Consider the following 18,935-nt stretch of genomic DNA (forward strand, 5'->3'; position numbering starts at 1 on the left):
GAACGGCCGGTGAAGCCGTTCCCCAACCCTCCTCTGCCGGTATTTGCCTAAAGGCTTTAGGCAAATGCATACTCGCTACAGGCAGAGGAGGGCATCATCATGGCACCACGCGCAGGACTCAGCGCCGCACGCCTGGTCCGGGCGGGAGCGGAATTGGCCGACGAGGCCGGCTTCGAGCAGGTGACGCTGTCGGCGCTCGCCAGGCGGTTCGACGTCAAGGTCGCCAGCCTGTACGCGCACCTGAAGAACTCCCACGACCTCAAGACCGGGATCGCGCTGCTCGCGCTCGAGGAACTCGCCGACCGGGCAGCCGACGCCCTGGCGGGACGGTCCGGCAAGGACGCGCTCGCCGCCTTCGCGGACGTCTACCGCGACTACGCCCACGAGCACCCCGGGCGCTGGGCGGCGGCCCAGTACCGGCTCGACCCGCGGACGGCGGCCGCCAGCGCGGGCGTCCGGCACGCCCAGATGACCCGCGCCCTGCTGCGCGGCTACGACCTGGCGGAACCGGACCGGACGCACGCCGTCCGGCTGCTCGGCAGCGTCTTCAACGGCTACGTCGGCCTGGAGACGGGCGGGGCGTTCAGCCACAGCGCCCCCGACACGCAGGAGACCTGGACGCGTGTCGTGGACGCCCTCGACGCCCTGCTGCGCAATTGGCCCGCACCCGTGAACGACCAGCCCGACCACCCCGACAGGCAGAGGACATGAACACCGAGCACCAGTGGATCACCACCCCCGTCACCGCCGACCTCGTGCGCGGCGCCCTCGAACTGGAGCGCACCGAACGCGGCATACTCCCGCACCGGCTGCCCGCCCGGGCCCGCGCCCAGAACACCGACCCGCAGCTCGCCATGGCCGAGGCCCAGCCCGCCGGGGTCCGGCTGGTCCTGCGCACCCGGGCCACCCGCATCGAACTCGACACCGTGCCCACCAAGCGGGTCTACGCGGGCGTTCCCCCACGCCCGGACGGCGTCTACGACCTGCTGGTCGACGGCCGTCTCACCGGCCGGGAGAGCGTCACCGGCGGCAACACCCTGACCATCGACATGGCCACCGGTGCGTTCGACCACCGGACCGGCCCCGCCGGCACCCTCCGCTTCAGCGGTCTGCCCGAGGGCGACAAGGACGTCGAGATCTGGCTGCCGCACAACGAGACCACCGAACTGGTGGCGCTGCGCACCGACGCCCCCGTCGCGCCCGTACCGGACCGGGGCCGCAGGGTGTGGCTGCACCACGGCAGTTCGATCAGCCACGGCTCCGACGCCGCGGGCCCCACCGCCACCTGGCCCGCGCGCGCCGCCGCCCTCGGTGGCGTGGACCTGGTCAACCTCGGCTTCGGCGGCAGTGCGCTGCTCGACCCGTTCACCGCCCGCGCCCTGCGCGACACCCCCGCGGACCTGCTCAGCGTCAAGATCGGCATCAATGTCGTCAACACCGACCTGATGCGCCTGCGCGCCTTCGGCCCCGCCGTCCACGGCTTCCTCGACACCGTCCGCGAAGGCCACCCCACCGCACCGCTCCTGGTGGTCTCGCCCGTCCTGTGCCCCATCCACGAGGACACCCCCGGCCCCACCGCCCTGGACCCCGCCTCCCTCGCCACGGAACAGCCGCGCTTCCTGGCCACCGGCGACCCGGCGGAGCGCGCGAACGGCAAGCTGACGCTCAACGTCGTCCGTGAGGAACTGGCCAGGATCGTTGGGCAGCGGTCGGCCGAGGACCCGAACCTGTACTACCTCGACGGCCGCACGCTCTACGGCGCCGACGACCACGCCGAACTGCCGCTCCCCGACGGACTCCACCCGGACGCCGCGGCACACCTGCGCATCGGCGAGCGCTTCGCGGCCCACACCTTCGCCGCCGGCGGTCCCTTCGCCCTCCCCGAGGGTGCGCCGGACCGGGCATGACGTGGCAATGACCGGGCCGCGGGGCCGGCATCACGGACAGCTACGCTGAAGAGGGTCGACAAAGGACGAAGCGCTTAGTGAGGATGCCCGTGCTTGTGAGTGGCCCCGGCCGCCGCGTCGTCCTGCCCTCGTGGCTGGCCCACCCGCTGCGTTTCCAGCGTGGGCCCGTCCCGTGGCCGGCGGTGCTGCGCGGGGCCCTGTCCGCGGGACCCGTGATGGCGATCGGGGTGGCCCAGGGGTGGGTCGAGTTCGCAGTGCTGGCCGGGTTCGGGACGCTGTTCGCGGGCTTCAACGACCTGCCGGGGACGCGCCGGACCGGCGCCGTCTACATCGGCCTCCCCGTGCTCGTCGGGGCGCTCGGGCTGCTGATCGGGTCGGCCACCGCCGACGCCGTCCCCAGCGGCTGGTGGGTACTGCCCCTGCTGTTCGCCGTCGGACTGGCGTCGGGCGCCGTGAGCACCGTGGGCCCGGTGTGCTCACGGACCGGGATGCAGACCCTGTGCCTCATGGTGATCGGGACCGGGGTCCCGCTGCCCGGCACGCCCTGGCTGAAAGCGCTGTACTTCCTCGTGGGCGCGATCTGGCTGCTCCTGCTGCGGCTCGTGCTGCGGACACCGCGGCCGGTCGGCGGCGCCCTGGCCGGTGAACAGGCCGCGCTGGCGGGAGTCTTCGACGCGCTCGTCGGCGCCCTGGAAGCCGTGGGAGGGCCCGGGGCCGAGGCCGCGCGGCGCCGGCTGACCGCGGCGATGAACCGGGGCGACGAGGCCGTGCGCCTGCGCCGTCTGTTCCGTCGGCTGGCGCACCGTTCCGCACGTCCCGGCGAACTGCTCCTGGCGGAGCGGTTCGCGGCCGCCACGGCACTGTGCGAGGCGAGCATCGCCCTGCTCTGGGAGGCGCGCCCCCTGCCGCCGGGCGTCGCGGAGGGCCCGCGTCGCCTCGCCGCCGCACTGCGCGCCGGCGAACCCCCCGGGCCGCTCCCCGCCCCCGGAGGGGACACCCCGGCCCGCGCCGCGTTCGACCGCGCGCTGCAGTACGCCGCCGCGGTCTTCGCCCGAACGGCCCCCGGCGTGACCAGTGCCGAGGAGGTGGCACCGCTCCCCGCTCCGGGAACCGTCCCCACCATGCGGCGCCGCGTCCTCGGGCCGGCCGGGCGCGAGTACGGACTGCGCGTCGCGGTGTGCGTGACGGCGAGTGCCGCCGTGGCCCTCGCCCTGCGGGCGGACCACTGGTACTGGCTGCCGCTCACCGCCGTCTTCCTGGTGAAGCCCGACATTGGCCCGCTGTTCTCCCGCGTCGTCAACCGCTTCGTCGGGACCGCGGTCGGAGTCGTCGTCTTCGGCGGCCTGGCCGCGATCTGGGGCGGCGGAGGCGTGTGGTGGACGGTGGTCTGCGCCGCCGTCGCGGGCGCGCTCCTGCCCGTCTCCTTCCGGCACTTCGGCCTGCAGACCTCGGTGGTCACGCTGATGGTGCTGCCCTTCGTCTGGGTGGGCGGCGACACCCAGGCGGCCGGCGACCGCCTGCTGGACACCGCGACGGCCTGCGCGATCGTGCTCGTCGTCGGTCACCTGCCGGGGTTCACCGATCCCACCGCACGGGTGGCCCACCTGACGGCCGAGGCGCTGCGGCGCACCCGGGAGTACCTGGCCCACGTCCTCACCGCCCCCGCCGGCGGCAGCCCCGGGGACCGCATGGTGCTGCGCCGCGCCGCCTACAGTTCCCTGGCCGAGGCGCGGTCCGCCGCCGAGACCGTCGCCGCGGAGCTGCCCTGGGGCCGCGGTCCCCACACCGACTGGTTCCGTGCGGTCGCCGCCTCCGAGCGGATCGTGGACGCCGTCACCGCCTGCGCGGTCCGGGTCGAGCAGGGCGCGGAACGCCCCTCCCGTGAGGAGGCCGCCGGGGTGGCCCGCGCCCTGGACGCGCTCGCGGACTCCCTGGACGGCCGAACGCCGGCCACCGTCCGGCCGGAGCTCCGTCAGACCCCTGCCTGCGCGTCCCTCGCCGACGTCGTGGCCGAGCTGCGGCACATCCAGGTCTTCACCGGCGGCCTCACCGCGGACTCCCGCACCTCCCGTAGCACATAGCCGCCGGGGCCGGAGCCGTCGCCGGCATTCGTCGCGATCAACCCGGTGGAGCGGCTATGGTCGGGCCAGTCGGCGACACCGGGAGGTTGACGAGGTGGCCGTTTTCCTGCTTGGGGTGGGTGCAGCGTGCTGCCTGGGCTTCGGCTTCGTCCTCCAGCAGCTCGCCGCCCAGCGCGCCCCGCTGTCCAGCTTCCTGTCGTTCCGGCTGCTGCTGGATCTCATGCGGATGCCGCAATGGCTGCTCGGCATTTTCCTGATGATCTTCGGCATGGTGCTGAGCGCGCTCGCCCTCGCCGAGGGGGAGCTCTCCCTCGTCGAACCCCTCACCGCGACGAACCTGCTCTTCGCGATGGCACTGTCGCGCCATCTGACCGGCCAGAGACTCGGCCGGCACGGCTGGTCCGGCGTGGGCCTGCTCGCGCTGGGCGTCACCGCCTTTATCGCGGCCGGACGGCCCACGGGCGGCGGCCACGTCGGCGGCCCCCTGCGGCACTGGCTGGTCATCGGCATCGTCATGGGCATCGCGCTGCTGCTCGTCGCCTGCGCGCGGCGGCTGCGCCCGTCGCCGGAAGCCACCGTCATCGCGCTCGCCGCGGGCCTGCTCTACGGGCTCCAGGACTCCCTCACGCGCACCTCGGGCCAGATCGCCGAGGTGGAGGGCTTCGCGGCCCTGCTCGTGCACTGGCAGCCCTACGCCATCCTCGGCATCGGGCTCACCGGCCTCGTGCTGGTCCAAAGCGCCTTCGAGACGGCTCCGTTGCGCATGTCCCTGCCCGCCCTGACCGCAGCACAGCCGCTCGCCGGCATCGCCTGCGGTGTCGGCTTCCTCGGCGACCGCCTCCGTGTCACACCCGGAGCCCTCGCCTGGGAGGCGGCGGGCCTGGTCGCCGTCACCGTCGGCGTCGTGCTGCTCGGCCGCCATCCCGCGCTGCCCTGCGCCCAGAGCGCGCGCACCGGCGCCCGACCCGACGCGACGGGCGAGGAGGAGTCGGTCCGGGCGGCCGGCTAGTCACGCCGCCAGGAGCCTGGCGACCTCCGCGAGCGGGGGCCAGGACCACTGGCCGGCCCGGGCGGCGAGGAAGTGGCGACGCGTCCCCACCAGGGGGTCGAGTGGCCGGCACACGACGTCGGGGCGCTGCCGCTCGACGCCCGACTCGGCAAGGAGCGCGACCCCCAGACCGGCCCCCGCGAGCAGGTTCACCAGGTGGAGACTGTCGACGCGGTGGACGATGCGCGGGGCGAAGCCGGCCAGGGCGCACACGCGCTGCACGAGCTCGTCGTCGTCACTGCCCCGGGAGTTGGTGATCCACCCGGCCTCCGCGAGCCGGCGCAACCCCGCCAGGGGGACCGGGCCGCCCGGACCGGGATCGGACGGGTGGCCCGCGGGGAGCAGAAGGAGCATCGGCTGCTCGGCGAACTGCCGTACCGACAGCCCCTTGGGCACGGTGCGTGGCACCAGGCTGTAGTCGTACACGATGCCGAGGTCGATGTCCCCGGCGAGCAGCAGCTCCAGGGTCTGCTCGGGCTCGTGCTCGTTCAGCTCCACCTCGACGCGCGGGTACCGCTCGCTTAGCCGCAGCAGGGCCGGCATCACGACCGCCTCGACCGCGCTGACGAAGGTCGCCATCCGCACCCGCCCCACCGGCCCGGGCTCGCCGCGCAGCTCGGCGCGTGCCTCCTCGACGAGCGCCAGGATCCCGACGGCGTGCTCGACCAGCCGCTCCCCGGCGGGGGTCAGCCGGACACGGCGGCCCACCGGTGCCAGCAGCGGCGCGCCGACCTCCTGCTCCAGCACGGCGAGGTGCTTGGAGACGGCGGACGTGCCGTACCCCGTGCGCTCGGCGACCGCCGCCATGGTTCCCAGCCGGCTGAGCTCGACCAGGAGGCGCAGTCTGCCGAGGTCGGGAAGGGACTCGATCATCCACTTATGGTAAACAATGCGTCCACCTATGACGCGTGGACAGAAACAGACGTCGGGCGCTGCAATGGACGGGTGAAGCCGCATACCTTTGCAATGCCCCGCATGCCTGGCGCGGTGCTGATTCTGGCCGCGATGACGGTGCTGCACACCGGCAGCGCCCTGACGACCGAACTCTTCGACGAAGTCGGCCCGGCCGGCACCACGTGGCTGCGCGCCGGATTCTCGGCCGTCCTGCTGCTGGCCTTCACCGGCCGCTCCCTGTGGCCCGCGCTGCGCGCGGCCGCGCGTCGCGACCTGATCGCCGCGGCCCTGCTCGGCACGGTCAGCGGCGCCATGATGCTGCTCTTCTCCGAGGCCGCCGCCCGCATCCCGCTCGGCACGGCGACCGCCCTGGAGTTCCTCGGCCCCCTGGCCGTCGCGGTCGCCTCCCTGCGGCGGCCCCGCGAACTGGCCTGGCTGCTGCTGGCCGCGGCCGGCGTCCTCTGCCTCACCTCGCCCTGGCAGGACGGCGCCGACCTCGCCGGCGTCCTCTTCGGCATGGCCTCCGGCGCCTGCTGGGCGCTGTACGTGATCGGCACCCAGCACGTCGGCAGCCGCTTCTCCGCCACGCACGGCCTCGCCGTCTCCTTCACCGTGGCCGCGGTCTTCACCGCGCCCTTCGGCGCCCCCGGCGTGGTGGCGGGCGGCACCTTCCCGGTCGTCGCGGCGGTGGCGGGAATCGCCGTGCTGATGCCGCTGGTGCCCTTCCTGCTGGAGATGAAGGCGCTGCAACGCGTCGGCAAGACCGCCTACGGAACACTCGCCGGCATGGAACCCGCCGTCAGCCTGCTGGCGGCCCTGGTGCTGGTCTCGCAAGTGCCTACGGCCTTGCAGGCCGTGGGGACGGGGCTGGTGGTGGTGGCGGGCGTGGGGGCGGCACGCGGCGAGGCCCGCGGGCGGCGCGAGACCGTGCCGGTGAGCACGGGCGAGGCGCCCGTCCTGCCCCCTGCGGTCAGTTCCTCCCCTTGACGACGGGCCCGAGCGCGGTGCCGCTTGGTTTTTTCCCCGCCCTCCCGCCCGAGTACCCGGCGCGGTAAGTGCGGGCCCCGCTGCGTGCGTTGTGGGGGTCGGCGCCGCTCCGGAGTCCGTCCTCGGGGCTCGCGGTTTCCCCCTGCAATTTGTGTACCGCAGTCTCCGCTCGTCCCCTGCGGGCGGACCCCGGCGCACCCCCTCCCGGGGTCGGCTGAGGCGACTTACGGCCGGTGGGGGTGACTGTTGGCGGCGACGGCTGCGCACTTGGACAGCGCTGCGCCTACGGGTGCCCGAGTACGGTGCCGTCCATACCCACCCACCGGGGATCAGGCGCGAGAGCTCACGGAGGGGGCGGGGTCGGAGGGGTGGATGTCCTGGACGTTCGGCATATTTGTGTGCGGTACCCGGGGCGAACAGTCGAAGGCACTGGAAACGCACGTAAATATCCAGTCCAGGACGTGCAGCCCCGGAGGCCCCGCACCCGGCCCCCACACCACTTGCGTCGGGGCGCGTGACTTCACAGGGCACACGGGCGGGAGGGCGGGGAAAAAAACCCGGTAAGCGGCAACGCTAGCGCTTGCCGAAATACTTGGGCGGGAAACCCCCGCCCGCCAGTACACGCCCCACCGCCCCACCCGCGATCACCGTGAGGCGCTCCACCCCCTCCGCCCCGAGGTGCTCGTACGGCGCGCGGTCGAGGCGGTCCGTCACGGACTCCACCTCGCGGCGCAGTTCCACGCCGCGCTCCGTGAGTTCGCCTTCCGCGTCGAGCAGGCCGCGGTCGCGGAGGCGGTCCTGCGCGGCGGCCCAGTCCTCGGCGGTCCAGCCCCGGCTGCGCTGGACGAATCGCGGGGTGAAGCTCTTGCCCGTGGCGGTGTGCGTGACGAGCGCCTCGATCCCGTCGAGCCCTGCGGCGAGCAGCGCGGCGAGATGGCCGTCCCCGCGGTGCTCGCGCAGCAGCGTCGCGGCGTGCCACAGCGCGAGGTGCGGCTGCTCGGGCACGGGGAGTTCGGCGTTGGCGGCGTAGAGGGGGCGGGCTTCGCGGGTGCAGGCCTCGGCGGCGCGCAGGGCGAGCGCGGCCGCGTCGGCGATCTCGGCGGAGGCGACGCCGTCCGCTCCGAGCAGCCGGGTCAGGACGGCGTCGGCGATGCGCAGCCGCGCGTCGAGGACGGCCGCGGGCGGGGCGAGGTCCCAGGCGCGGGGGACGACGGGCGCGATGACCGCGTGGTTGAAGTTGTAGAAGGTCGCGGTGACCGTTCCCGCCGTCACCGCGCCGAGCGGCGCGGCGCGCCCGGCGAAGTAGGCCATGGCGCCGCGATCCAGCCCGATCGCCGAGAGCGTGTCGTCGTACTCGGGGGAGAAGTAGACGACGGAGTGCAGGGGGTTCAGGGTGTTGTGGCAGCGCCGTCCGGCGCGCGGTTCCAGGGCGGTGGCGGTCATGGTCATCAGGTTACCGACCGGTCGGAATGTCATAGAGGGTGCCTCCGGGGACAGCTGATTTCGTCGCGGGGACGCGTCAACGGCACCGTTTCCGCGGACACGGGCCATCTCGTGTGCTGATATCGCTAGCCTGAACGCCGCCGCCCCGAAGCCCCTGGAGGCTCCTTCATGCCTGCCGACCGCACGCTCCCGGTCACCGACCGCACCCGTCACCGGCGCCTGCGCGAGCAGGGCAGCGTCTCCCGCGACGACCTGGACGCGGTGCTGGGCGCCGGCTTCGTGTGCCATCTGGCCGTCGTGGTCGACGGCACCCCGCTCGCCGTGCCGACGGTCTACGGTCACGACGCCGGGGCCGGGACGCTGTACCTGCACGGCTCGGTCGCCAGCCGCAGCCTCGTCCAGGCGCCCGGCGCCCAGGTCTGCGTCACCGTCACCCACGTCGACGGCCTGGTCCTCGCCCGGTCCGTCTTCGAGCACGGCGTCAACTACCGCAGCGCCATGGTCATCGGAGTGCCGCGCCGGGTCACGGACCCGGAGGAGCGGCTGCACGGGCTGCGCGTGCTGAGCGAGCAGTGCGCCCCCGGCCAGTGGGACTACGCCCGCCGCCCCGACCGCCGGGAACTGGCGGCCACCGACCTGCTCGCCCTCGCCACCGACGAGGCTTCCGTCAAGATCCGTACCGGCCACCCGGGCGACGGCGACGGCCCCGACGCCGCACTGCCGGTCTGGGCGGGGGTGGTCCCGCTCGGCACGACCCGGGGTGCCCCGGTCGCCGACCCCGCGTTGCGCGCCGGCATCCCCCTGCCGCCGCACCTCGTGGGTTAGCCCCCCACCGACCAGGTGAACCGCGGTTCGCGCCGCTCCAGGAACGCCGTCACGCCTTCCGCGGTGTCGCTGCTGTCCGCGGCCTGCCGGGCCCAGTGCTCGACACGGGAGGGGTCGGGGTCCGGGGCAGTGAAGTCCTTGGCCGCGGCCTGGGTGAGCTGCGAGCGGACGGCCAGCAGGGCCGCGTACTCCTCGACGCGCTTGTCGAGGGCGCCGTCCGGCAGCACCTCGTCCACCAGCCCGGTCCGCAGGGCGCGTTCGTGGTCGATGAGCTCGGCGGAGAAGAGCAGGTGCTTGGCCGTGGACGGGCCGACCAGGCCGGTCAGCCGGCGGGTCGAGGAGGCCGGGTAGACGATGCCGAGCCGCGCGGGGGTGACCCCGAAACGCGCGCCCTCGGCGGCGAAGCGCAGGTCGCAGGCGGCCGCGAGCTGGCAGCCGCCGCCGACGCAGAAGCCGCGGACGGCCGCCAGCGACGGCTTGGGGAAGGCGGCCAGCGCCTCCTCCGCCTCGACGGCCGCGCTCTGCGCCGCGCCCGGGCCGCCGGCCGCGTCGCGCAGGTCGGAGATGTCGGCGCCCGCGCAGAAGCTGCCGTCGGCGCCGGTGAGCACCAGCACCCGTACGGCGGGGTCGTCCGCCAGCCGGGCCAGCAGACGCGGCAGTTCGCGCCACATGGCCAGGGTCATGGCGTTGCGCTTGGCCGGATTGCTGATGGTCACGGTGGCGGTGGCGCCCGCCGTCTCCAGCAGCAGACCGGGCCCGGACGGGTCGGACATGCCCGCATCCCCCACTCGTCGTGTCGTCGCGGGATTCCGCGCCGGCCGTGTGCCCATTGGCGCGCACCACGGTGACGGGGATCCTATCGGTGCCTCCGGCCGGGCAATCGGGGGTATATGTCCGGTAGCCGGCCCGGACCGGTCCCGACGCGTTCAAGGAGGCGGCCATGGCCCCGTTCAAGGGACGCAAGAAGTACCCGGACCCCCCGGAGGCCGGGCTCAAGCGCAGTTTCGGCTGGGTCGCCGCGCTCGGCGTGGTCCTCGTCGTCTGCGGCCTGATCGGGCTCTTCTACGTGGGAATCGCCACCATCACCTCCATGGTGCTGTTCGGCTGGCTGCTCCTCATCGGCGGGATCGTGGGTCTGGCGCAGGCCGTGCAGAACCGCGATCACAACTACTTCTGGCTGGCCCTGGTCGTCGCGGCCCTGTACATCGCGGCGGGCGTGGTCGTGATCCGCAATCCGGAGCAGACGGCGGCGGCCCTGACGATGTTCGCGGCGCTGCTGTTCCTGACCGGCGGGATCTTCCGGTTGTTCGGCGGGCTGGTGGTGCGCGGACCGCAGATGGTGTGGACGCTGATCCAGGGGGCGATCGGCATTCTGCTGGCCGTCCTGGTGCTGGCGAACTGGCCGCACAGCAGTGTCTACGTGATCGGCGCGTTCTTCTCGCTGGCGCTGCTCTTCGACGGTCTCGGGCTGCTCGGGGCGGGTCTGGGCGGCCGCCGGATCGTCGGCATGGTGGCCGAGGCCCGGCAGACCCCACTGGAGCATTGAAACCGGTACCGGCGCGTCATCATGGCTCATCGAGCCCACCAACTCCGGTCACTCCGTGTCGCAGGCGGTCGAAAGCTGCGGATTTGCGGTCAGCGACTCGGGGTGGAGTCCCCGGCTGCCGACACTCGGAACGTGAGGCGGACCCCGTCGCCGCCCAGCGGGCCGGGAAGGGGAACCGCGGGGAGCATCGCTGAATGCGAGGGTGAACGCCGCCATGGACGTACGCGGGAGCGTCCCGCCCGAACCGGTGCCGCCGGTGGCACCGGACTTTCCGCGCCCCTATGAGGGCGTGTGGCGCTTCACCGCCTCCGCGCTGGACTCCTCGGTACCGCAGGCGCGGCACGCCGTCCGGGACCTGCTCGTGCGGCAGCGCGTGCCCATCGACGACGACCTGCTGCAGGGCCTGCTGCTGATCGTCTCCGAGCTGGTGACGAACGCGGTGCGGCACGCCGCGCTGCTCTCCCCGGAGATCGCGGTGGAGGTCGCCGTCGGCCTCGACTGGGTCCGTGTCGCGGTCGAGGACAACCACCCCTACCGCCCCAAGGCGCTCCAGGTGGACGACGCGGACACCGGTGGGCGCGGCCTGCTGCTGGTCAAGTCGGTCACCGCCGAGGCGGGCGGGATGTGCGACGTGCAGCAGACCGCTTCCGGGGGAAAGGTCATCTGGGCGGCGCTTCCGCTGCCGCCCGGCGCTCCTTTGTGACGGGCGGCGGCTACCAGCCGGCGCGCTCGCCCGTCAGCTCGCGCACGGCGGGCAGCGCCGCCCCCAGCACGGTCCGGAACCAGGCGGAGAACGGCCCGGACTCCTCCAGCGCGGCCAGTTCCCGCGGGGTCACGAAGGCGGTCTCGCCGATCTCCTCCGGGTCCGGGTTCAGCGGCGCGGTCATCAGCCCCACGAAGAGGTGGTTGTACTCCTGCTCCACCAGGCCCGACGCCGGGTCCGGGTGGTTGTAGCGGACGGTGCCGGCCTCGCGCATCGACGCGGGGGCCGCGCCCAGCTCCTCGGCGGTGCGGCGCGCCGCGGCGACGAACGGCGGCTCCTGCGGGTACGGGTGGCCGCAGCAGGTGTTGGACCACACGCCGGGGGAGTGGTACTTGCCCAAGGCGCGGCGCTGCAGCAGCAGCCGGCCCTCGCCGTCGAAGAGGAAGACCGAGAACGCCCTGTGGAGCCGGCCCGGCGGCAGGTGCGCCGAGAGCTTCTCCGCGGTGCCGATCGTTGCGCCGGTCTCGTCGACCAGTTCGAGCATGATCGGAGCCGAGGCACCGTTGGAGGAGGTGTCCGGGGCGGGGTTGAGGGGCCGGCCGGCGGCGGGACTCGTGGGCATGGCCATCCTTTGCATCGACGACAAGACCTCAGTTTGCCTCACGCGAGGGGCCCGGAGGTCGTCGCAGCGCGCTCAATGTCGGTGACGCTGTGTCGATCACGCCGTCCGGCCCGGTCGCGGCGTCAGTGGCACAGCCGTGCCTCGTGCTCCGCGTGGCCGCCGGGTTCGAGCTGGAATGTGCAGTGCTCGACGTCGAAGTGGCTGCCCAGGCAGCCCTGCAGGTCGTGGAGGACCTTCTCGTGGCCCACGGCGTCCAGGGTGTCGGGGCTCACCACGACGTGGGCGGAGAGCACCGGCATGCCCGAGGTGATGGTCCACACGTGCAGGTCGTGCAGGCCCTCGACGCCGGGCAGCCCGAGGATGTGGTTGCGGACGTCCGCCATGTCGACGTCCCGGGGGGCCGCCTCCAGGAGCACGTCGATGGCCTCCCGCAGCAGCTTCCACGTCCGCGGGACGATCATCACACCGATGAGGAGCGAAGCCACCGGGTCGGCCTGCTGCCACCCGGTGGTGAGGATCACCACGGCCGCCACGACCACCGCGAACGACCCCAGGGCGTCCGCCATGACCTCCAGGAACGCGCCGCGGACATTCAGGCTCTCGCGCTGCCCGCGCATCAGCAGCAGCAGCGACACCGAGTTGGCCACAAGGCCGATCACGCCGAAGACGACGGTGAGGCCGCCCTCGACCGCGGTCGGGCTGATCAGCCGGGAGACCGCCTCGTAGAAGATGAACGCGCCCACGCCGAACAGCAGCACGGCGTTGGCCACCGCCGACAGGATCTCCGCCCGCGCCAGGCCGAACGTACGGCGCTCGCTCGGCGGGCGGTTGGCGAAGTGGATCGCCACCAGCGCCATCCCCAGGCCCGCCGCGTCCGTGGCCATGTGGCCCGCGTCGGCGAGCAGCGCGAGGGAACCGGTGAGGGCGCTGCCCACCACCTCCGCCACCAGGATCAGCAGCGTGATGCCGAGCGCGATCCGCAGCCGCCCGCGGAACTGGGCCGCGGCCGTGCCCGTCAGCCCGGCGGCGGACGCGTGGCTGTGGCCGTGGTCGTGCCCGTGACCTGCCCCCATCGCCTGGGACTCCCCTCTCGCCGTCCGTGCTCGGGCGCCGGCCCGCTTCGGCCGGCGTGCCCCAGTGAACATCGGTGACCGTCCGTGGGCAACTCGCCACCGATCACCGTTGTCATGTGCGGTGACCTGCGGCGATGGCGCGGGTACGGGGCGTGTTCCGGAGGCCGGCGGGTCAGCGGCGGCGGGCCTCCGGGTACCGCAGGCACCAGCCCTCCCACGCCGACTCGACCATCTCCCGGACCCCGCGCACGGCGCTCCAGTCGAGCTCCTTGCGGATCAGCTCGGCCGAGGCCACCACGCTCGCCGGATCCCCGGCGCGGCGCGGGACGACCACGGGCGCCACGTCGGGGTACCCGGCGACCTCGGTGATGAGGTCGATCAGTGCACGAACGGAGACACCCTCGCCGCGCCCGATGTTGACGGTCAGGTCCTCGGCGGTGTCCCGGCCGGTGACCCAGCGGGCGGCCGCGAGATGCGCGTCGGCCAGGTCCTCGACGTGGATGTAGTCGCGCACGCAGGTGCCGTCGGGGGTCGGGTAGTCGTCGCCGAAGATGCGCGGCGGCTCGCCCTGCGTGAGCTTCTCGAACACCATCGGGACGACGTTGAAGACCCCGGTGTCCGCCAGCTCCGGCACGGCCGCGCCCGCGACGTTGAAGTACCGCAGGCAGGCCGTGGAGATCCCGTGCGCCCTGCCCGCCGCCCGCACCAGCCACTCGCCGGCCAGCTTGGTCTCGCCGTAGGGGCTCAGCGGCAGGCACGGCGTGGACTCGGTCACCAGCGGCACGTCCGGCAGGCCGTACACCGCGGCGGAGGAGGAGAAGACGAAGCGGCCGATCCCGGCCGCCGCCACCGCCTCCAGGAGCGTGCCGAGGCCGCCCACGTTCTCCCGGTAGTACCGCAGCGGCTGCTCCACGGACTCCCCGACCTGCTTGCGCGCCGCCAGGTGCACCACGCCCGTGACGCCGTGCTCGGCGATCGTGCGGTCCAGCAGGTCCCGGTCGAGTGTGGAACCGGTCACCCTCGGTACATCGGCGGGGACCCGCGAGGCCACGCCGGCCGAGCCGTCGTCGTAGACCACGACGCGCTCCCCGGCGCGGGTCATCGCCCGCACGACATGAGAACCGATGAATCCCGTGCCACCAGTGATCAGCCACGTCATGGCGTTCACCCTAGCGGCGGATGCGCACGGAGGGTTGTCCCCTCGCCTCCGATCCGTGATGATCAAACCATCTGTGCGACGGCCAGGGAAACGGCCGGTGAACAGAACCTTCCGACAATCCGATAGCCTCTGCCGTCACAGCCGCTCCGGCACGGCGCGCCGGGGTGTCCGGCCGCCATGCCGGCGCTCGGTGCCGAACGGCACCGCCCCATCCGTCCACTGTGTGTCCCAGGGAGTGAGTCCGTCTGTCGACCGCCATACTCACCGGTCCGCCGGTCGCGGGTTCACCGATCGAGGCCGATCTGCGCGGCCTCGGCTTCGAGGTGGTCGCGGTGGACGACGCCGGTGCCCTCGCGGCACGCATGGCCGCCGTCCCGCCCGCCGAGCGCATAGCGGTCGTGGACCCGCGCTTCGTCGGCCATGTCCACGCACTGCGGCTCGCCCTGACCGACCCCCGCTTCGACGCCGCCGCCGTGCCGGGCGCACTGTCCGTCCGGGCGGCCGCCCGCCCCGCGCTCGTACGGGCTCTGGCACCGGCTGCCGGCCGGGACCGGGGTGCGGGCCGCACCGCCGTCGTGGGCGCGGCGAGCCTGCCCGACGAGCTGGCCGCCGGACTGGACGCCGAGGGCGTCACCGTGCAGCGCCCGGAACTCGGCGTCCTGGTCGCCCGGGTGCCGGCCGACGTGCCGGAGCGGGCGCGGGCCGAGGAGGCCGTCGCCGCGGTGGACGACGAGGCGGTGCGCCTGCGCGGCGCGGTGAAGGCCCGCGACGGCTTCTTCACCACGCACTTCGTCAGCCCCTACTCCCGCTACCTCGCGCGCTGGTGCGCCCGGCGCGGCCTCACGCCGAACCAGGTGACGACCGCCTCGCTGCTGGTCGCCCTGATCGCCGCCGGCTGCGCCGCCACCGGCACCCGGCCCGGCTTCGTCGCGGCAGGGGTGCTGCTCGTCGCGTCCTTCGTACTGGACTGCACCGACGGACAGCTCGCCCGCTACTCGCTCCAGTACTCCACGCTCGGGGCCTGGCTCGACGCCACCTTCGACCGCGTCAAGGAGTACGCGTACTACGCGGGGCTCGCGCTCGGCGCGGCCCGCGGCAGCGACGACGTATGGGCGCTCGCCCTCGGCGCGATGGTCCTGCAGACCTGCCGGCACGTGGTCGACTTCTCGTTCAACGAGGCCAACCACGACGCGGACGGCAACAGCAGCCCCACCGCCGCCCTCTCCGACCGGCTCGACCGGGTCGGCTGGACGGTGTGGATGCGCCGGATGATCGTGCTGCCCATCGGTGAGCGCTGGGCGCTGATCGCGGTCCTCACCGCGGCCACCACCCCGCGCGTCACCTTCGTGGTGCTGATCATCGGCTGCGCCGTCGCCGCCTGCTACACCACCGCCGGCCGCGTGCTGCGCTCGCTGACCCGCAAGGCGGTGCGCACCGACCGCGCCGCCGCCGCGCTGAGCGAGCTCGCCGACACCGGCCCCCTCGCCGAGGCCGTCGCCCGCCTGTCGCGCGGCCGCGGCCTCCCGGCCGCCGCCGCGGTGGGCGCGGGAGTGATGATGGCCACGTCCCTGGCCGCCCCGGCGGGCAGCCGGTGGCCGCTCGCGGCCGCCGCCGTCTACGTCCTCGCCTCGGGCCTGGCGGTCGCCGGACCGCTCAAGGGAGCCCTCGACTGGCTCGTCCCGCCCCTTTTCCGGGTGGCGGAGTACGGAACCGTCCTGGCGCTCGCGGCTGTCTCAAAGGTGAACGGAGCATTGCCGGCGGCTTTCTGCCTGGTTGCCGCCGTCGCCTACCATCACTACGACACGGTGTACCGCATCCGCGGCGGGACCGGGGCGCCCCCGCGGGCCCTGGTCCGTGCCACCGGCGGGCACGAGGGACGGACGCTGCTGGTCGCGGCCGCGTCCGTGGCCCTGACACACACCACGGGATTCACGGTGGCGCTGACGGCACTGGCCGTCGCACTGGCCCTGCTGGTGCTTGCCGAGAGCATCCGCTTCTGGATGTCCTCGGGGGCGCCCGCCGTGCACGACGAAACAGGAGAACCCGCATGATCGGCCTCATTCTGGCGGCCGGCGCCGGACGGCGTCTGCGCCCCTACACCGACACCCTTCCGAAGGCCCTGGTGCCGGTGGACCCGGACGGCGAGGGCAGGACGACCGTCCTGGACCTGACGCTGCGCAACTTCGCCGAGGTCGGCCTGACCGACGCCGCCGTCGTCGTGGGGTACCGCAAGGAGGCCGTGCACGAGCGCCGGACCGCGCTGGAGGCCAAGTACGGCGTCAAGCTCCACCTCGTCGAGAACGACAAGGCCGAGGAGTGGAACAACGCCTACTCCCTGTGGTGCGCCCGTGACGTGCTGACCGAGGGCGCGATCCTGGCCAACGGCGACACCGTGCACCCCGTCTCCGTCGAGCAGAAGCTGCTGGAGGCCCGCGGCGGCGCCCGCCGCATCATCCTCGCCCTGGACACGGTCAAGGACCTGGCCGACGAGGAGATGAAGGTCGTCACGGCCGGGGACCAGGGTGTGCGGCGGATCACCAAGCTGATGGACCCGGCCACCGCCAGCGGCGAGTACATCGGCGTCACCCTCATCGAGGGCGCCGCCGCGGCCGACCTCGCCGACGCGCTCAAGGCGACCTACGAGCGCGACCCGCAGCTGTACTACGAGGACGGCTACCAGGAACTGGTCGACCGCGGACTGCGCGTCGACGTCGCGCCCATCGGCGAGGTCCCCTGGGTCGAGATCGACAACCACGACGACCTGAACCGGGCACGGGAGATCGCGTGCCGGTACTGACGAGGCTCATACCCTCGCCGGTCGTCGTCGACATCCGTGCCGGGGCCCTCGACGACCTGGCGGACGTCCTGGCCGATCAGCGCATCTCCAGCTCCGGCCGGCTGGCCGTCGCGGTCAGCGGCGGCTCCGGTCAGGTGCTGCGCGAGCGGCTGGCCCCGGCCCTGCCCGTCGCCGACTGGTTCGAGGTGGCCGGCGGCACCATCGACGGTGCCGTCAGGCTCGCCGACGCCATGCGCGGCAAGCGCTACGACGCGGTGGTGGCCCTCGGCGGCGGCAAGATCATCGACGCGGCCAAGTACGCCGCCGCCCGCGTCGGGCTGCCGATGGTGGCCGTCGCGACCAACCTGGCGCACGACGGCCTGTGCTCGCCGGTGTCCACGCTGGACAACGACAACGGCCGCGGCTCCTACGGTGTGCCGAGCCCCATCGCCATGGTGATCGACCTCGACGTGATCCGTGAGGCCCCGGTGCGCTTCGTGCGCTCCGGCATCGGCGACGCGATCTCCAACATCTCCTGCATCGCGGACTGGGAACTGTCCCACCGCGAGACGGGCGAGCCGATCGACGGCCTGGCCGCCGCGATGGCCCGTACCGCCGGCGAGTCCGTGCTGCGGCACCCCGGCGGCACAGGGGACGACGAGTTCCTGACCGTGCTCGCCGAGGCGCTGGTGCTCACCGGCATCGCCATGTCGATCAGCGGTGACAGCCGGCCCGCTTCCGGCGCCTGTCACGAGATCAGCCACGCGATCGACCTGCTGTACCCGCGGCGGGCCGCCGCCCACGGTGAACAGGTCGGCATCGGCGCCGCCTTCGCGATGTTCCTGCGCGGCGCCGAGGAGCAGGCGGGGCTCTTCGCGGAGACCTTGCGTGTCCACGGACTGCCCGTCATGCCGGGCGAAATCGGTTTCACCGAGGACGAGTTCGTCAAGGCCGTCGCCTACGCACCGCAGACCCGGCCCGGGCGCTACACGATCCTCGAGCACCTGGAACTTTCCACCGACGAGATCAGGGACGCATACGCAGGCTATGCCAAAACCATCGGTAGCTGAGCTGCGGCCGGTCGTTCACCCCGCAGGGCTGAAGGACCGCCGCAGCGGTGAGCACTGGGCCGGGCGCATCTACATGCGCGAGGTCTCGCTGCGCTGGACCCGTCATCTGGTGAACAGCCGGGTGACGCCCAACCAGCTGACGTATCTGATGATCGTCGCGGGCATCGCGGCCGGCGCGGCACTCCTGGTGCCGGGCGCGGCCGGAGCGGTGGCCGCCGCCCTGCTGATCCAGCTCTACCTGCTGCTGGACTGCGTGGACGGCGAGGTCGCCCGCTGGCGGAAACAGACGTCGATAACCGGCGTCTACCTCGACCGGGTGGGCCACTACCTGTCCGAGGCCGCCCTGCTGATCGGCTTCGGCGTGCGCGCCGCCGACCTGTTCCACCGGGACGGGGCGACCACCCAGTGGGGCTGGGCGTTCCTCGGGACGCTGGCCGCGCTGGGCGCGATCCTGATCAAGGCGGAGACCGACCTCGTGGACGTCGCCCGGGCGCGCAGCGGCCTGCCCGCGGTGCGGGACGAGGCCTCCGTGCCGCGCTCCTCCGGTCTGGCGCTGGCCCGCCGCGCGGCGGCCGCCCTGAAGTTCCACCGGCTGGTCGGCGGGGTCGAGGCCTCGCTGCTGATCCTCGCCGCCGGGATCGCGGACGCCTTCCACGGCGACCTGCTGTTCACCCGCGCGGCGGTGTGCGCGCTGGCCGCCATCGCGGTCCTGCAGACGCTGCTGCACCTGGTCTCGATCCTCGCCTCGAACAGGCTTCGGTGACAGCCGTGGGGACGTCGGCGGAATCGGTGCGTCTCGGC

18 protein-coding genes are annotated in these 18,935 nt (G+C 73.4%); 12 read left to right on the forward strand and 6 right to left on the reverse strand.

All coding sequences use genetic code 11. The annotated features are described in order from the left end of the window. Positions 1 to 99: 99 nt before the first annotated feature. From ABZ883_RS00970 to ABZ883_RS00985, 4 genes are all read left to right on the forward strand, one after another. Positions 100 to 711 (forward strand): TetR-like C-terminal domain-containing protein, encoded by a 612-nt coding sequence (locus ABZ883_RS00970; RefSeq protein ID WP_360899324.1) that lies wholly within the window; start codon positions 100 to 102, stop codon positions 709 to 711. Further along, entirely contained in the window at positions 708 to 1,907 is a 1,200-nt protein-coding gene (locus ABZ883_RS00975; RefSeq protein ID WP_360899327.1) for a GDSL-type esterase/lipase family protein, read from the forward strand. The genes ABZ883_RS00970 and ABZ883_RS00975 overlap by 4 nt, the downstream gene beginning before the upstream one ends. Positions 1,908 to 2,002: 95 nt before the next feature. Next, positions 2,003 to 3,988 (forward strand): FUSC family protein, encoded by a 1,986-nt coding sequence (locus tag ABZ883_RS00980; RefSeq protein ID WP_360899330.1) that lies wholly within the window; start codon positions 2,003 to 2,005, stop codon positions 3,986 to 3,988. Between the two features lie 94 nt (positions 3,989 to 4,082). Continuing rightward, the gene (locus ABZ883_RS00985; protein ID WP_360899333.1) at positions 4,083 to 4,997 is read left to right on the forward strand and encodes a DMT family transporter; all 915 of its coding nucleotides are present in this window, start codon (positions 4,083 to 4,085) and stop codon (positions 4,995 to 4,997) included. Here the strand turns inward: ABZ883_RS00985 and ABZ883_RS00990 are convergent, their stop codons facing one another. Then, positions 4,998 to 5,909 carry a LysR family transcriptional regulator gene (locus tag ABZ883_RS00990; protein WP_360899336.1) on the reverse strand — a complete coding sequence of 304 codons (912 nt, stop codon included), beginning with the start codon at positions 5,907 to 5,909 and terminating at the stop codon, positions 4,998 to 5,000. 102 nt (positions 5,910 to 6,011) lie between these two features. Here ABZ883_RS00990 and ABZ883_RS00995 point away from each other — a divergent pair, with 102 nt between their 5' ends. Further along, positions 6,012 to 6,917, forward strand: coding sequence for an EamA family transporter (locus tag ABZ883_RS00995; protein WP_360899339.1), 906 nt, complete (start codon positions 6,012 to 6,014; stop codon positions 6,915 to 6,917). 573 nt (positions 6,918 to 7,490) lie between these two features. Here the strand turns inward: ABZ883_RS00995 and ABZ883_RS01000 are convergent. Next, positions 7,491 to 8,366 carry a hypothetical protein gene (locus ABZ883_RS01000; RefSeq protein WP_360899342.1) on the reverse strand — a complete coding sequence of 292 codons (876 nt, stop codon included), beginning with the start codon at positions 8,364 to 8,366 and terminating at the stop codon, positions 7,491 to 7,493. Between the two features lie 162 nt (positions 8,367 to 8,528). On the opposite strand from ABZ883_RS01000, the gene ABZ883_RS01005 reads away from it, so the two are divergent. Continuing rightward, complete coding sequence (locus ABZ883_RS01005; RefSeq protein WP_360899345.1) at positions 8,529 to 9,185, forward strand: pyridoxamine 5'-phosphate oxidase family protein; 657 nt, start codon at positions 8,529 to 8,531, stop codon at positions 9,183 to 9,185. On the opposite strand, the gene ABZ883_RS01010 is transcribed toward ABZ883_RS01005, so the two are convergent. Next, entirely contained in the window at positions 9,182 to 9,958 is a 777-nt protein-coding gene (locus ABZ883_RS01010; protein ID WP_360899348.1) for an enoyl-CoA hydratase-related protein, read from the reverse strand. The two genes, ABZ883_RS01005 and ABZ883_RS01010, sit on opposite strands and share 4 nt — an antisense overlap. Before the next feature lie 167 nt (positions 9,959 to 10,125). Here ABZ883_RS01010 and ABZ883_RS01015 point away from each other — a divergent pair, with 167 nt between their 5' ends. Together ABZ883_RS01015 and ABZ883_RS01020 are read left to right on the forward strand one after the other, a co-directional pair. After that, the gene (locus tag ABZ883_RS01015) at positions 10,126 to 10,731 is read left to right on the forward strand and encodes a DUF308 domain-containing protein (protein ID WP_360899351.1); all 606 of its coding nucleotides are present in this window, start codon (positions 10,126 to 10,128) and stop codon (positions 10,729 to 10,731) included. A 214-nt stretch (positions 10,732 to 10,945) separates the two neighbouring features. Continuing rightward, a complete protein-coding gene (locus tag ABZ883_RS01020; RefSeq protein ID WP_360899354.1) occupies positions 10,946 to 11,434 on the forward strand; it encodes an ATP-binding protein in 489 nt (162 codons plus the stop codon). Between the two features lie 10 nt (positions 11,435 to 11,444). On the opposite strand, the gene idi is transcribed toward ABZ883_RS01020, so the two are convergent. The 3 genes from idi to galE all read right to left on the reverse strand — a co-directional run bounded on the left by idi (position 11,445) and on the right by galE (position 14,288). After that, positions 11,445 to 12,056, reverse strand: coding sequence for an isopentenyl-diphosphate Delta-isomerase (idi, locus tag ABZ883_RS01025; protein ID WP_360899357.1), 612 nt, complete (start codon positions 12,054 to 12,056; stop codon positions 11,445 to 11,447). Positions 12,057 to 12,178: 122 nt separating this feature from the next. Beyond that, entirely contained in the window at positions 12,179 to 13,129 is a 951-nt protein-coding gene (locus ABZ883_RS01030; protein WP_360899360.1) for a cation diffusion facilitator family transporter, read from the reverse strand. Between the two features lie 172 nt (positions 13,130 to 13,301). Further along, positions 13,302 to 14,288, reverse strand: a complete 987-nt coding sequence (gene galE, locus ABZ883_RS01035) for a UDP-glucose 4-epimerase GalE (RefSeq protein ID WP_360899363.1) — start codon at positions 14,286 to 14,288, stop codon at positions 13,302 to 13,304. Between the two features lie 245 nt (positions 14,289 to 14,533). Here galE and ABZ883_RS01040 point away from each other — a divergent pair, with 245 nt between their 5' ends. The 4 genes from ABZ883_RS01040 to ABZ883_RS01055 are packed head-to-tail and all read left to right on the forward strand — an operon-like array spanning position 14,534 to position 18,897. Next, a complete protein-coding gene (locus tag ABZ883_RS01040) occupies positions 14,534 to 16,339 on the forward strand; it encodes a DUF5941 domain-containing protein (RefSeq protein WP_360900191.1) in 1,806 nt (601 codons plus the stop codon). Continuing rightward, entirely contained in the window at positions 16,336 to 17,085 is a 750-nt protein-coding gene (locus ABZ883_RS01045; protein ID WP_360899366.1) for a phosphocholine cytidylyltransferase family protein, read from the forward strand. Before ABZ883_RS01040 ends, ABZ883_RS01045 begins: the two co-directional genes overlap by 4 nt. Further along, entirely contained in the window at positions 17,073 to 18,134 is a 1,062-nt protein-coding gene (locus ABZ883_RS01050; RefSeq protein ID WP_360899369.1) for an iron-containing alcohol dehydrogenase family protein, read from the forward strand. The genes ABZ883_RS01045 and ABZ883_RS01050 overlap by 13 nt, the downstream gene beginning before the upstream one ends. After that, positions 18,112 to 18,897: a CDP-alcohol phosphatidyltransferase family protein gene (locus ABZ883_RS01055; protein ID WP_360899372.1), complete on the forward strand. Its 786-nt coding sequence runs from the start codon at positions 18,112 to 18,114 to the stop codon at positions 18,895 to 18,897. The genes ABZ883_RS01050 and ABZ883_RS01055 overlap by 23 nt, the downstream gene beginning before the upstream one ends. The last annotated feature ends 38 nt before the right edge of the window (positions 18,898 to 18,935 follow it).

The sequence above is a fragment of the Streptomyces sp. NPDC046977 genome (assembly GCF_040644455.1).
Taxonomy (GTDB): Bacteria; Actinomycetota; Actinomycetes; order Streptomycetales; family Streptomycetaceae; genus Actinacidiphila.